The sequence below is a fragment of the Pseudomonas sp. 10(2024) genome, from assembly GCF_045164175.1.
Lineage (GTDB): Bacteria > Pseudomonadota > Gammaproteobacteria > Pseudomonadales > Pseudomonadaceae > Aquipseudomonas > Aquipseudomonas alloputida.
The window spans coordinates 5,559,239-5,571,710 of sequence record NZ_CP174006.1 but is presented as its reverse complement, the minus strand read 5'-3'; the positions used below and the strand labels follow the sequence as shown (position 1 = coordinate 5,571,710).

The window sequence follows — 12,472 nt, the reverse complement described above, 5'->3', positions numbered from 1 at the left end:
GAACAATGGTGGCCGTGCGCATGCGCATTAAATTGAACGGTGAACCTTACGAACTGCCTGCTGGCGAAAGCGTTGCAGCCCTGCTGGCGCGCCTGGAGCTGACCGGGCGCCGTGTTGCAGTGGAACTGAACCTGGATATCGTGCCGCGCAGCCAGCACGACAGCACGCTGCTGAATGACGGCGACCAGGTCGAAGTGGTCCACGCCATCGGTGGCGGCTGACAGCAGCCCGGCGGTTCACAAGCAAGCCCTGCAACCTTTTCCCGAGGAACAACGATGAGCAACGTTCGTAGCGACAAGCCCTTCACCCTGGCCGGGCGTACTTTCCAGTCGCGCCTGCTGGTCGGTACCGGCAAGTACCGTGACATGGAAGAAACCCGCCTGGCCACCGAGGCCTCGGGTGCCGAAATCGTCACTGTCGCTGTACGCCGCACCAACCTTGGCCAGAACGCGGGCGAGCCGAACCTGCTCGATGTACTGTCGCCCGACAAGTACACCATCCTGCCGAACACTGCAGGCTGCTTTGACGCGGTGGAAGCGGTACGCACTTGCCGTCTGGCCCGCGAACTGCTCGATGGGCGCAAATCGCACGAGTCCCGGACGCTGGTGAAGCTGGAAGTGCTGGCCGACCAGAAAACCCTGTTCCCCAACGTGATCGAAACCCTCAAGGCAGCCGAAGTGCTGGTCAAGGAAGGTTTCGACGTCATGGTCTACACCAGCGACGACCCGATCATCGCCCGTCAGCTGGCCGAAGTCGGCTGCATCGCGGTCATGCCGCTGGCTGGCCTGATTGGCACCGGTCTGGGTATCTGCAACCCCTACAACCTGCAGATCATCCTGGAAGAATCCAAGGTACCGGTGCTGGTCGATGCCGGTGTGGGTACCGCCTCCGACGCCACCATCGCCATGGAAATGGGCTGTGAGGCGGTGCTGATGAACTCGGCCATCGCCCACGCCCAGCAGCCGGTGCTGATGGCCGAGGCCATGAAACACGCCATTGTCGCGGGTCGCATGGCCTACCTGGCCGGTCGTATGCCGAAGAAACTCTATGCCAGCGCCTCTTCGCCGCTGGATGGTCTGATCAAGTAAGAGCAACTGATGACTGAATCGCACGATACGCCGATCACCCCCGACGGCGAAGCCCGCCCACACCGCCGCATCAAGAGCTTCGTGATGCGTGCCGGGCGCATGACCGAAGGCCAGCAACGCGGCCTGGATCAAGGCGGCCCGCTGTACATCCTGCCACTGGCTGATAGCCCGGTGGACTACGACCAGGTGTTCGGCCGTTCGGCCCCGCGCACCTTGGAGATCGGCTTCGGCATGGGCCATTCCCTGTTGGAAATGGCCGCCGCCGCCCCTGAGCAGGACTTCATCGGTGTGGAAGTTCACCGCCCGGGTGTTGGCGCGCTGCTCAATGGCGTGCTGACCCAGGGGCTGAAAAACCTGCGGGTGTATGACTGCGATGCCATCGAAGTGCTGAACCGCTGCGTGGCGGATAACAGCCTTGATCGGTTGATGCTGTTCTTCCCAGACCCTTGGCACAAGGCGCGTCACCACAAGCGCCGCATTGTCCAGCTGGAGTTCGCCGAGCTGGTACGTCGCAAGCTCAAGCCCGGTGGTGTGTTCCACATGGCCACCGATTGGGAGCCGTATGCCGAGTACATGCTGGAAGTGATGAGCGCAGCTCCTGGCTATCGCAACCGTGCGGCAGACGGCACCTATGTGCCGCGCCCCGAAGAGCGCCCGATCACCAAGTTCGAACGCCGCGGTGAGCGGCTGGGGCACGGGGTGTGGGACTTGAAGTTCGAGAAGGTGGATTGAGCGGCTGATACGGCTTTTCGATGTGCTGATGCCTGCAGGAATGCAGGCGAAAATAACCGCCTTGAGAAGGGCGGTTTTTTTTCGGTAATACACAACACCTCAGGGCATGCCCGCGAAGAAACCAACGCGGTGGATGGCACCGGCTTTGCCGGTGTTCGCGGGCGGCTGCGACGGTGAGCGGCGGGTGGAGATTGGCCAGCAGGGCCGGCCCATTCGCGGGTGAACCCGCTCCTACGGGCGGCCTGTGTACAACCACCGATGTGTGTCCACCACCAATCTGTGTAGGAGCGGGTTTACCCGCGAATACGGTGGCGGCGGCAACAGTGAATGGCGGGTGGAAATTGGCCAGCAGGGCCGGCCCTTTCGCGGGTAAACCCGCTCCTACGGGCGGCCTGTGTACAACCACCGATGTGTGTCCACCACCCATCTGTGTAGGAGCGGGTTTACCCGCGAATACGGTGGCGGCAGCAACAGTGAATGGCGGGTGGAAATTGGCCAGCAGGGCCGGCCCTTTCGCGGGTAAACCCGCTCCTACGGGCGGCCTGTGTACAACCACCGATGTGTGTCCACCACCAATCTGTGTAGGAGCGGGTTTACCCGCGAATACGGTAGCGGCGGCAACAGTGAACGGCGGGTGGAAATTGGCCAGCAGGGCCGGCCCATTCGCGGGTGAACCCGCTCCTACGGGCGGCCTGTGTACAACCACCGAGGTGTGTCCACCACCGATCTGTGTAGGAGCGGGTTTACCCGCGAATACGGTGGTGGCGGCAACGGTGAACGGCGGGTGGAAATTGGCCAGCAGGGCCGGCCCTTTCGCGGGTAAACCCGCTCCTACAGGCGGCCGCGCAGGTCTTTCAAATGTTGAGCAAGACAGTTGACCCAGGGGCCATTAGCTCAGCCGCGACGATCCGCCACCACGCCAATCAACACCAGCACCACCAGCAACACAGGCGCCAGCGCATAGTTGTTGAACTGGCTCAGGCCTTTCACCACCCATGGCGTGGCATAGATCAGCGCAGCACCGCTGCCGATCATCACCATCAGCGCCATGAACGGCACACGCAGGGCGCCGGCGAGGCCGCCCAGGCGTTGCTCGGCCCAGGCTTTGACATCGGTGCCGAACAGCACCAGCAGGCAGCCTACCAAGGCCAGTGAAATCTCCGACAGGTTGCTGCGGCTCCAGCGGGAAACCGTCGCGAGCAGATCAAGTACCAGATCCATGGGTCATCCTCAGGTCAAGAAATACTGCAGCAGGTCATTGAGGAACAGCTGGCCCCTTGGGGTGGCCACCAGTCGATCCGGTTCGACCTGCAAAAGGCCCTTTTGTTCGGCGGCACGGCGTGCTTCCTGCAGCTGTGACAGTGGCAAGCCAGTGCGCTGGGTGAACAGTTCGGTTTCCACGCCATCGGTCAGGCGCAGGGCGTTCATCAGGAACTCGAACGGCAGTTCATCGACTGGCAGCAGCTTCTCTCCGGCCCTGAACGGCTTGGCCAGGTTCAGGTAGTCCTTGGGCAGGCGGGTCTTCCAGGTACGCAGGATGCGCCCGTCGGCGAAGGTGAGCTTGCCGTGGGCGCCGGCACCAATGCCGATGAAGTCGCCGAAGCGCCAGTAGTTGAGGTTGTGCCGGGCGGCGCGGCCTGCCTGAGCGTAGGCCGATACCTCGTACTGGCGGTAGCCGTGCTCGGCCATCAGCGCTTGGCCGGCTTCCTGAATATCCCAGAGGATGTCGTCTTCGGGCAGCTCTGGCGGCTGGTTCCAGAACACCGTGTTCGGCTCCACGGTCAGCTGATACCACGACAGGTGGGTCGGCCCCAGGTCGATGGCCTGGCGCAGGTCACCCAGCGCGTCGTCCAGCGACTGGTCGGGCAGGCCGTGCATCAGGTCCATGTTGAAATTGTCGAAACCGGCCGCGCGCGCCATGCCGGCGGCTCGAACCGCTTCGTCGCCATTGTGGATGCGCCCGAGTGCCTTCAGCTTGGCTGGCTGAAAGCTCTGCACACCGATCGAAAGACGGTTGATGCCGGTCTGCCGGTAGGCCTTGAATTTGTCCTGCTCGAAGGTGCCCGGGTTGGCTTCCAGGGTAATTTCGATGTCTGGCGCGAACGGAATACGTTGCTCTACGCCACGCAGTAGCCGGCCAAGGGCGCTGGCACTGAACAGGCTTGGCGTACCGCCACCGAAGAAGATCGAGCTGATCGGGCGGCCTTGTACGGCAGCCAGTTCCTGGTCGAGGTCGTCGAGCAGGGCTGTGACGTAGGCATCTTCCGGTAGCTCAGGCCCGGCAGCGTGGGAGTTGAAGTCGCAATAAGGGCATTTGCGTACGCACCACGGAATGTGGATGTACAGCGCCAGCGGCGGCAGGCTGCTAAAGCCTGCCGCGCCGGGGGGCGACAGCATTTCGATCATGCCAGGCCCAGACGTTTGCGCAGCAGGGCCATGGCACGGGCGCGGTGGCTGAGCTGGTTCTTGTCAGCCGGGGCTAGATCGGCGCTGGAGCAGTTGCGCTCCGGTACCCAGAACAGCGGGTCGTAGCCAAAGCCCTGGTCGCCGCTGGCCTCGAACAGGATGCGCCCGTGCCACAGGCCTTCGCACAGGATCGGCAACGGGTCGTCGGCGTGGCGCACCAGCGCCAGAACGCAGACGAACTGTGCACTGCGCTCAGCTTCAGGCACGTCTTTCAAAGCTTCGAGCAGCTTGGCGTTGTTTGCCGCGTCACCTTTGCCATCGGCATAGCGCGCCGAGTAGATGCCCGGCGCGCCACCGAGGAAGTCCACCGCCAGGCCAGAGTCATCGGCCAAGGCCGGCAGGCCGGAAATGCGGGCGGCGTTGCGCGCCTTGAGGATGGCGTTTTCGACGAACGACAGGCCGGTTTCTTCCGGCTCCACCTGGCTGAACTCACCAATCGAGCGCAGCTGCACGGAATGGCCGAGCATGGCCTGGAGTTCCTTGAGTTTGCCGGCGTTGTGGCTGGCCAATACGAGTTGCTGGAAATTCATCATTCGCCTGGGAACACTTCCTGGTTGAAGCGGAGAGAGTTGCTGATGCCGCCGGTTTCGATGTTGAGGTCGAAGGTGACGGTTTCTGGCTGGTCGATCTTGAACTGGGCGATGTAGTACACCGCGCCCTGTTCGGTAATCTGCTTGAACGACAGCGGGCTGCTGCGCCCGGTCAGGTCCTTGATCGTGCCGCTGATCACCGCCGTGGCAGGTTTGCTGGCCTTGAGGACGGTAATGTTGAGCACGCCCTGGTTCTTGCTGCGCACCAGGCCGGTGGCCGCGGCCACCTCGGGTGTGAGCATGCTCGAGGTGAATGCACTGTAGTGCACCGTCACGTCGCCAAATACCTCCTTGCGCTCGGGGCGTGCGGCATCGGCAGCCAGTACTGGCAGGGCCAGGCACAGGCTGATCAGGAACAGGGCTAGGCGACGCATGGGGCGATTCCTCCGGTGGGCGTCAGACCGCGAGCTGGTGCTCTTGCAGGCCCGGACTGCTGACGCGGTAGATGCCGATCTCACCTAGAAGATTAGGCCATAGCCGGCCACCCCACCCGTTGCGGTGCAAGTGGTCGACCGCCAGGCGGTCCAGTACCTTGGCTCGGCGTTCGTGCACAAGTTCTTCGAAGTCGGCGAAGGTGCAGAAGTGGATGTTCGGCGTGTTGTACCAGGTATACGGCATGAAGTCCGATACCGGCATGCGGCCTTTGGTCGCCAGGTACCAGCGGCAGCGCCAGTGGCCGAAGTTTGGGAAGGTGATGATGCACTGACGGCCCACCCGCAGCATTTCGTCGAGGATGCGGTCGGGGTATTCCACGGCCTGCAGGGCTTGGGTCATGATCACCACGTCGAAGCTGTTGCTGGCGAAGTTGCCCAGGCCTTTGTCCAGGTCTTGTTCGATGACGTTGACGCCCTTGGCCACGCAGGCGGCGATATTGTCGGCGTCGATTTCCAGGCCATAGCCGGTGACCTGTTTGCGGTCACGCAGCGAGGCCAGCAGTTCGCCGCTACCGCAGCCCAGGTCGAGTACCCGGCTGCCGGCGGGGATCCAGTCGTGGATGATTTCCAGATCGGCTCTCATGCTGTCCTCAGATGGCAATGCGGTTCATGTAGTTCGAGAAACCCTGCATGTAGCGAGGTGTGGGAATCAGGAAAGCATCGTGCCCGTAGGGCGAATCGATCTCCAGGTAGCAGACGTTCTTGCGCGCGGCCATCAGCGCGTCGACGATCTCGCGCGAACGGGCCGGAGAGAAGCGCCAGTCGGTGGTGAACGACATGATGCAGTAGTCCGCCGTGACGTGGGCCAGCGTGGCGGCCAGATCACCACCGTGCGTGGCGGCCGGGTCGAAATAGTCCAGTGCCTTGGTCATCAGCAGGTAGGTGTTGGCGTCGAAACGGCCGGAAAACTCCTCGCCCTGATAGCGCAGGTAGCTTTCGACCTGGAACTCGACGCTGTGGAAGTCGTAGTTGAGCTTGTCGCTTTTCAGCTCACGGCCGAATTTTTCACCCATCGAATCATCGGACAGATAGGTAATGTGGCCGACCATGCGCGCCAGCATCAGGCCGCGCTTGGGGATCACGCCCTGGTCCTGGAACGAACCGCCATGGAACTCAGGGTCGGTGAGAATGGCCTGGCGCGCCACCTCGTTGAAGGCGATGTTCTGCGCCGACAGCTTGGGCGCCGAGGCAATGTCGACGCAATGACGCACACGCTCGGGGTAGCTGATGGTCCATTGCAGTGCCTGCATGCCGCCAAGGCTGCCGCCGACGACAGCGGCCCATTGCTGGATGCCCAGGCGCTCGGCCAGGCGCACCTGGCTGTGTACCCAGTCCTCTACGGTCAGTACAGGGAAGTCGGCGCCATACGGTTTGCCGGTGGCAGGGTTGACGCTGCTGGGGCCGGTGCTGCCGTTGCAGCCGCCGAGGTTGTTCAGGCTGACCACGAAGAAGCGGTTGGTATCGATCGGCTTGCCGGGGCCGATGCAGCTGTCCCACCAGCCCGGCTTGCGGTCGGTGGCGGCATGGTAGCCAGCGGCATGGTGGTGGCCGGACAGGGCATGGCAGATCAGCACGGCGTTGCTCGCGCTGGCGTTCAGGGTGCCATAGGTCTCGTAGACCAGTTCGTAACTGGCCAGTGAACGGCCACAGGCCAGTGCCAGCGGTTCATCGAACCGGGCGGTTTGCGGTACTACCAGACCGACGGAATCTTCGGGAAAGACAGTTGACATCGACCCTGCTCACGCTTGACGGAGGCGTAAGTCTAAAGAGCGCTACCCCCAGCGGCAAGCAAAGGCTTGCGACTGGGGGCAAGCTGGCGCTGGCGAGCCTCAGATCATTCGCCACAGCTCTTGAGGCATGCCGGCGTAGGCGGCCAGCGGGGGCATGACAAACGACTGGACCACCTGGATCGCCAGGAAGGCGAAGATCGGCGAGATGTCCATGCCACCCAGATTTGGCACCAGGCGGCGGAACGGCGCCAGCACCGGCTCGCTGATCTGGTAGGCCAGTTCGGCCGCCGGGTTGTGGCTGTTGGGTGCAACCCAGGAAACGATCACCATGACGATCATCGCCACCCAGAAAATCTTCAGGAACAGCGAGGTGATGCCGATGATCGCCCACATCAGCAGGTGCAGGACGTCGCCGAAGGTACCGTAGGTGACCATCAGCACGAAGCCCATCAGCAAGGCCTGGATGACCACCGCCAGCAGTAGCGACGAGGTATCCAGCCCGCCAACGCTAGGGATGATCCGGCGGATCGGCTTGAGCAGCGGTTGGGTGGCACGAACGGCGAACTGGCACAGCGGGTTGTAGAAGTTGGCCTTGACCAGTTGCAGCACGAAGCGCAGCAGGACGATAACCAGGTAAAGGCTGACCAGGGTTTGCACCACGAAAATCGCGGCGCCTGACAGTGCATTCATCTAAGGCTCCTTATTTGCCCAGTTGTTCGGCCAGCTCGGCGGAGCGCGTGGCTGCAGCCTGCAGCGCCTGCTCGACGATGGCTTCGAAGCCGCTGGCCTGGAACGACTTGATCGCCGCTTCCGTGGTGCCGGCGGGCGAGGTGACGCGGCGGCGCAGTTCGGCGGCATCGACATCGCTTGCAACCGCCATGCGCGCGGCGCCCAGGGCCGTCTGCAAGGTCAGTTGGGAGGCGGTTTCGCGTGGCAGGCCGAGTTTTTCGCCTGCCGCGGTCATGGCCTCGATCAGCAGGAAGAAGTACGCCGGGCCACTGCCGGACACAGCTGTCACGGCGTCCAGTTGCTGTTCCTGCTCCAGCCACAGGGCGGTGCCCACGGCCGACAGCAGTTGTTCGGCCTGCTGACGCTGTTCGCCGGACACTTCAGCGGTGGCGTACAGGCCGCTCACGCCTTGGCGCAGCAATGCCGGGGTGTTGGGCATGCAGCGCACCACCGGGCGAGCGCCCACCCAGCTTTGCAGGCTGGCGCACGTGATGCCGGCGGCGATGGAAACGATCAGCTGGCCATCCTGCAGGTTGGGTTGCAGTGCCTGACATACGGTTTTCATGACTTGTGGCTTGACCGCCAGCACGATGACGTCAGCGCCATCGATGGCCTGGGCGTTGTCCTCGAAGGCTTCAATGCCGTGCTCGGCCTGGATGCGACTGCGGGTCTCGGCGCCCGGGTCGCTGGCGCGGATCTGCGAGGCGTCCAGGCCCTGGGCACGCAGACCACCGATCAGGCTGGCGGCCATGTTGCCGGCGCCGATAAAGGCAATACGTGTCTTGCTCATGTCAGGTCCTTGTGGAAAAGAGTGAGTGAAGCATGGAATCAGGTGTTGCCGTAGTCGCGGGCTCCGAACAGGGCCGTGCCAATCCGTACCCACGTCGCGCCCTGGGCGATAGCCGCTTCCAGGTCGTGGCTCATGCCCATGGACAGGGTGTCCAGGCCAAACCCCAGGCCTTCCTGCAACTTGCGCAGGCTGGCGAAGGCGGCCTCTTGGGTGGCGCGGTCTTCAGTGGGTTCCGGGATTGCCATCAGCCCGCGCAGGCGCAGGTTGGGCAGTGCGGCTACGGCTTTGGCCAACGCGGGTAGGTCGGCCGGGGTGCAGCCGGATTTACTGTCTTCGCCGCTGACGTTCACCTGCAGGCAGATGTTCAGCGGCGCCAACCCGGCAGGGCGCTGTTCCGACAGGCGTTGGGCAATTTTCAGGCGGTCCACGGAATGCACCCAGTCGAAATGCTCGGCGATGGCTTTGGTCTTGTTCGACTGAATGGGGCCGATGAAGTGCCAGATCAAGGGCAAGTCGCTGAGGGCCTGCTGCTTTGTCAGTGCTTCCTGTAGGTAATTCTCCCCGAAGTCGTGCACACCGGCGGCATGGATCTCGCGGATAGCGCTGGCGGGCTTGGTCTTGCTCACGGCCAGCAACTGGACGCTGGCCGGATCACGCCCGACTGCCTGGGCAGCACTGGCGATACGGGCGGAAATCGCGGAAAGGTTGTCTGCTAGGGTGGACATGGATCGATGCCGGCAGCTGTGGGGTCTGCGGCATTCTACCTGCTTGAAGGCCTTTGGGGAGTCTTATGGATGTGACCGACCTGTTGGCCCGAGCTGTGGATGCGGGGGCTTCAGACCTGCACCTGGCGACGGGCCAGATTCCGATGCTGCGCCTGGATGGCGAGTTGCAGCGTATGGGCTTGCCGCCGTTGAACCAGGGTGCCTTGATCGAGGGCATGGCCAGCGTGCTGGATGACTATCAGCGCCGGCAGTGGGCCCAAGGCGATGAAATGGACCTAGCGCTGGAGTTGCCGGCGCTTGGGCGCTTTCGGCTGAACCTGTTTCGCCAGTTGAATGGCCCGGCGGTTACCTTTCGGCTGATCCCGGGGCGCATTGCGACGGTGAGTGAGCTGGACCTTGCGGATGTGTTTCAAGCTGTTGCGCATTGCCGGGATGGCTTGATCCTCGTGGGCGGGCCGACCGGTAGTGGCAAGTCCAGCACCCTGGCAACGCTGCTCGACCAGCTGAACCGCGAGCGGGCGCTGCACATCATTACCCTGGAAGACCCTGTCGAGGTCATCCATGCCAGCCAGCGCAGCCTGGTCAACCAGCGTGAGATGGGGCGCCATAGTCGCGGCTTTGCTCAGGGGCTGCGCAGTGCGCTGCGCCAGGACCCGGACGTGATCATGATCGGCGAGTTGCGCGACCTGGAAACCATTCGCCTGGCCCTGCGCGCGGCCGAAACCGGGCACCTGGTGCTGGCAACCGTGCATGCGCGTTCGGCGACCAGCAGCATCGACAGGTTGGTGGAGGTGTTTGCTGCCGAGGAAAAGCCGTTGGTGCGGGCGATGCTGGCCGAGTCGCTGCGCCTGGTGGTCGCGCAGGTGCTGGTCAGGCGCGTAGGGGGTGGGCGGGTGGCGGCGCGGGAAGTGCTGGTGGCGACGCCGGCGGTGCGTAACCTGGTTCGGGAGGGGCGGTTGGCGCAGTTGTCTTCAGTGATGCAGGGCGGGGCGGCGGAGGGGATGCTGACGATGGAGGGGGCGTTGCGGAGGCTGAGGGAGCGAGGGTTGATCAAAGGCTTGTAGTACCTGCAAAGGCCCTTTCGCGGGCGCGCCCGCTCCCACAGGTATGGCGCTGCCCGCGAGAGCGACGCGCTACCTGTGGGAGCGGGCGTGCCCGCGAAGGGGCCGGTACCGGATAGCGCCGATCAGATTAACGCTTGGCCAGACTCAGCTGCTGCTCTTTCGGCAGCACCCGCTTGGCCACCACGTAGTGCTTCTGCCAGTAAGGCTTGCTCAAGGTGTCGATACTCACCCGCTTGCCACGGCGTGGAGCGTGGATGAAGCGGTCGTTACCCAGGTAGATGGCTACGTGATTGACCCGACGGCTCTTGATGTTGAAGAAGATCAGGTCGCCAGGCTTCAGATCACCCTTGGCCACCTTCACCCCGTGGCCCTGGGCCATGGCATTGGAGGTGCGCGGCAGGTCGACGTCGGCGACGTCGTTGAAGGCGTATTTGACCAGCCCGCTGCAGTCAAAGCCTTTTTTCGGGCTGCTGCCGCCCCAAACATAAGGAGTACCGAGCACATTTACCGCACGGCTCAGCACATCGCTGCTTTGCTTAGGCGACATGGCGGCGACATTCGCACCGCGGCTGCTGGCAGCATTGCTTGGGCGGGCGCGTAGCGCGGTCTGTTTGACTGGTGCGCGTTTTACCGAGGCGTTGGTCGTGTAGCCGGTGAAACCATTGGGAAGACGTTGCTCACGATTGGTGGCGTGGGCGGCCAGGGGCAATAATAGGCAGAGGGTCAGCCATGTCTTGATCAAAGGCGGCATAGATGAAGCTCTTATGAATAGTTATGTGTTGGCGCGCAACTTTATAACAGCTTTTTGATCAGTTATTGATCCGTTGGTCGATTGCCAGGCGCCGTATGTCGGCTTGCGACGAAAAAGTCACATTTTTTCTTAGAAAATTTTCGGATAACCCACAGGGGCTATGAATGAACAGTTATCAACAGGGGGTGCCCTTTCACGACACCCACAGCAAAACCATCGGCTACCTGCTGTGGATTTTCGGCTTCACCGGTTCCCATCGTTTCTATTACGGCAAGCCGATTACCGGGACCATTTGGTTCTTCACCTTGGGCTTGCTGGGCATTGGCTGGTTGATCGACCTGTTCCTGATCCCGTCCATGGACCGTGAAGCCGACCTGAGGTTTCAGTCCGGGCGTATCGACTACAACATCGCCTGGATCCTGCTGACCTTCCTGGGGGTGTTTGGCCTGCACCGGCTGTATCAGGGCAAGTGGATCACCGCGATCATCTACTTCTTTACCGGCGGGTTGTTCCTGGTGGGGGTGCTGTATGACTTCTGGACGTTGAACAGCCAGGTGTCCGAAAGGAATGCGGGGCGGGGCTGACGGTAGCGGGGCTGCTTTACAGCCCCTTCACGGGCAATGCTGTCCATATAAAGAAGGCCTTGTCGCATCGCTGCGGCAAGGCCTTCTTCGTTACTGACGGGTCTGCCGCTGTTGCAGCAACAGGTTGCTGAACCCGGCCCCAGCCAGCTGCTTCTGTGCCCCTGTCAACTGCTCGCGGTTGCTGAACGGCCCAACCAGCACGCGGTACCAGGTTTCATCCTTGACCGTGCCCGACTCCACTTTCACGGACTGGCCCAGCAGGATGATCTGTGCCCGTACTTTGTCGGCATCGGCCTGCTTGCGGAACGAGCCGGCCTGAAGGAAGTACTGCGTGGTCGCCGCCGGCTTGATCACGGGTGGTGGCGGTGGCGGGGTCTGGCCGAGCAACGCTGCCTGGGCCCTCGCCGTGTCGATTTTCGCCGCTTCTGCTGGTGTTACCGGGGTTACCGGCTGGGCCGGCACCGGTGGGGTTTTCTCCGGTACGGCTTCCGGCGGCACGATCACCTCAGACTCCGGCAGCAGGGTGTAGAAGTCGTACTTCGGCTTCACCGGCTGTTGCGGGGTAGCTTGCGCGGGCTTGCCGGCTTCGGCCGCTTTCGCCGGTTTCTCCTGCTCGGGCTTGGTGCGCTTGATGTCATCGCCACCGGGTTCGAGCTTCATCAGGAACACGATGAACGCGCCTACGGTCAGGCCGACCGCCAGCCATACCCAGCCGGGGATCGGCTGTTTGGCCGGTGCCGTCTGGCGGCTGGCGCCGCGTTTCGGGGCAGGTTTTTTCTTGGCAGCCAA

The 12,472-nt window shown here is 62.9% G+C and carries 16 protein-coding genes; 5 read left to right on the top strand and 11 right to left on the bottom strand.

Features of this window, described 5'->3' with window-relative positions; all coding sequences use genetic code 11:
* Positions 1-20: 20 nt before the first annotated feature.
* Genes thiS through trmB form a run of 3 tightly spaced genes read left to right on the top strand, consistent with a single transcriptional unit; the run spans position 21 to position 1,820 of the window.
* Positions 21-221: a sulfur carrier protein ThiS gene (thiS, locus tag ACI7M0_RS25145; RefSeq protein WP_003249090.1), complete on the top strand. Its 201-nt coding sequence runs from the start codon at positions 21-23 to the stop codon at positions 219-221.
* 54 nt (positions 222-275) lie between these two features.
* Positions 276-1,088 (top strand): thiazole synthase, encoded by an 813-nt coding sequence (locus ACI7M0_RS25140; protein ID WP_003249091.1) that lies wholly within the window; start codon positions 276-278, stop codon positions 1,086-1,088.
* A gap of 9 nt (positions 1,089-1,097) precedes the next feature.
* Positions 1,098-1,820, top strand: coding sequence for a tRNA (guanosine(46)-N7)-methyltransferase TrmB (gene trmB, locus ACI7M0_RS25135; RefSeq protein ID WP_004575478.1), 723 nt, complete (start codon positions 1,098-1,100; stop codon positions 1,818-1,820).
* 894 nt (positions 1,821-2,714) lie between these two features.
* Here the strand turns inward: trmB and ACI7M0_RS25130 are convergent.
* The 9 genes from ACI7M0_RS25130 to ACI7M0_RS25090 form a co-directional block, all read right to left on the bottom strand.
* Complete coding sequence (locus ACI7M0_RS25130) at positions 2,715-3,041, bottom strand: DUF3392 domain-containing protein (protein ID WP_003249095.1); 327 nt, start codon at positions 3,039-3,041, stop codon at positions 2,715-2,717.
* Positions 3,042-3,050: 9 nt separating this feature from the next.
* Positions 3,051-4,226 (bottom strand): radical SAM family heme chaperone HemW, encoded by a 1,176-nt coding sequence (hemW, locus tag ACI7M0_RS25125; protein ID WP_129933992.1) that lies wholly within the window; start codon positions 4,224-4,226, stop codon positions 3,051-3,053.
* Positions 4,223-4,819 carry an RdgB/HAM1 family non-canonical purine NTP pyrophosphatase gene (gene rdgB, locus ACI7M0_RS25120; RefSeq protein WP_020192922.1) on the bottom strand — a complete coding sequence of 199 codons (597 nt, stop codon included), beginning with the start codon at positions 4,817-4,819 and terminating at the stop codon, positions 4,223-4,225. The genes hemW and rdgB overlap by 4 nt, the downstream gene beginning before the upstream one ends.
* Positions 4,816-5,250, bottom strand: coding sequence for a DUF4426 domain-containing protein (locus ACI7M0_RS25115; protein ID WP_019439139.1), 435 nt, complete (start codon positions 5,248-5,250; stop codon positions 4,816-4,818). Before ACI7M0_RS25115 ends, rdgB begins: the two co-directional genes overlap by 4 nt.
* Before the next feature lie 22 nt (positions 5,251-5,272).
* A complete protein-coding gene (gene metW / locus ACI7M0_RS25110; RefSeq protein ID WP_003249106.1) occupies positions 5,273-5,893 on the bottom strand; it encodes a methionine biosynthesis protein MetW in 621 nt (206 codons plus the stop codon).
* 7 nt (positions 5,894-5,900) lie between these two features.
* A complete protein-coding gene (locus ACI7M0_RS25105) occupies positions 5,901-7,040 on the bottom strand; it encodes a homoserine O-acetyltransferase (protein WP_129933993.1) in 1,140 nt (379 codons plus the stop codon).
* 99 nt (positions 7,041-7,139) lie between these two features.
* On the bottom strand, positions 7,140-7,730 hold the full coding sequence (locus tag ACI7M0_RS25100) for a YggT family protein (protein ID WP_003249110.1): 591 nt from the start codon (positions 7,728-7,730) through the stop codon (positions 7,140-7,142).
* A 10-nt stretch (positions 7,731-7,740) separates the two neighbouring features.
* Positions 7,741-8,559, bottom strand: coding sequence for a pyrroline-5-carboxylate reductase (gene proC, locus ACI7M0_RS25095; protein ID WP_004575483.1), 819 nt, complete (start codon positions 8,557-8,559; stop codon positions 7,741-7,743).
* 38 nt (positions 8,560-8,597) lie between these two features.
* Positions 8,598-9,284: a YggS family pyridoxal phosphate-dependent enzyme gene (locus ACI7M0_RS25090; RefSeq protein WP_019439137.1), complete on the bottom strand. Its 687-nt coding sequence runs from the start codon at positions 9,282-9,284 to the stop codon at positions 8,598-8,600.
* A 65-nt stretch (positions 9,285-9,349) separates the two neighbouring features.
* On the opposite strand from ACI7M0_RS25090, the gene ACI7M0_RS25085 reads away from it, so the two are divergent.
* Positions 9,350-10,348, top strand: a complete 999-nt coding sequence (locus ACI7M0_RS25085; RefSeq protein WP_405314529.1) for a type IV pilus twitching motility protein PilT — start codon at positions 9,350-9,352, stop codon at positions 10,346-10,348.
* A 127-nt stretch (positions 10,349-10,475) separates the two neighbouring features.
* Here ACI7M0_RS25085 and ACI7M0_RS25080 read toward each other — a convergent pair whose 3' ends face one another.
* Entirely contained in the window at positions 10,476-11,099 is a 624-nt protein-coding gene (locus ACI7M0_RS25080) for a C40 family peptidase (protein ID WP_104962719.1), read from the bottom strand.
* Positions 11,100-11,263: 164 nt separating this feature from the next.
* On the opposite strand from ACI7M0_RS25080, the gene ACI7M0_RS25075 reads away from it, so the two are divergent.
* The gene (locus ACI7M0_RS25075) at positions 11,264-11,683 is read left to right on the top strand and encodes a TM2 domain-containing protein (RefSeq protein WP_010955634.1); all 420 of its coding nucleotides are present in this window, start codon (positions 11,264-11,266) and stop codon (positions 11,681-11,683) included.
* A 90-nt stretch (positions 11,684-11,773) separates the two neighbouring features.
* On the opposite strand, the gene ACI7M0_RS25070 is transcribed toward ACI7M0_RS25075, so the two are convergent.
* The gene (locus tag ACI7M0_RS25070) at positions 11,774-12,472 is read right to left on the bottom strand and encodes an SPOR domain-containing protein (protein WP_014859104.1); all 699 of its coding nucleotides are present in this window, start codon (positions 12,470-12,472) and stop codon (positions 11,774-11,776) included.